The organism is Burkholderia sp. BCC1985 (assembly GCF_905339915.1).
Lineage (GTDB): Bacteria > Pseudomonadota > Gammaproteobacteria > Burkholderiales > Burkholderiaceae > Burkholderia.
On sequence record NZ_CAJPGY010000148.1, the window covers coordinates 1 to 316 of the forward strand.

The 316-nt window shown below is 61.4% G+C and carries 1 protein-coding gene; it reads right to left on the bottom strand.

Translation table 11 applies throughout. The features are described from left to right. Positions 1-316 (bottom strand): aminotransferase class III-fold pyridoxal phosphate-dependent enzyme (locus tag U4Z31_RS37050; RefSeq protein WP_321813009.1); only part of this gene is annotated, 316 nt, incomplete at both ends.

Genomic DNA, 316 nt, shown 5'->3' on the forward strand with positions numbered 1-316 from the left:
CTCGCCGGCTTGCGCTTCGCCGAAGAAATACGGCTGGTCGATGTGCACGATGTTCTCGACCTTCGACGGCATTTGCTCGTGCATGTAACCCATCCCGCCGAGCGTGCCGCCCGCGATCGTCGAGCCGTGATAGCCGTTCTTGCGCGAGATCACGAATTTCTTCTGCGGCTTGCCCTGCACGCGCCAGTACTGGTGCACGAGACGCAGCACGGTATCGTTGCCTTCCGAGCCGCTGTTGCAATAGAAGAAGTGATTGAAGCCCGCGGGCGTCACTTCGGCGAGCATCGCCGACAGTTCGATTACCGGCGGGTGCGTG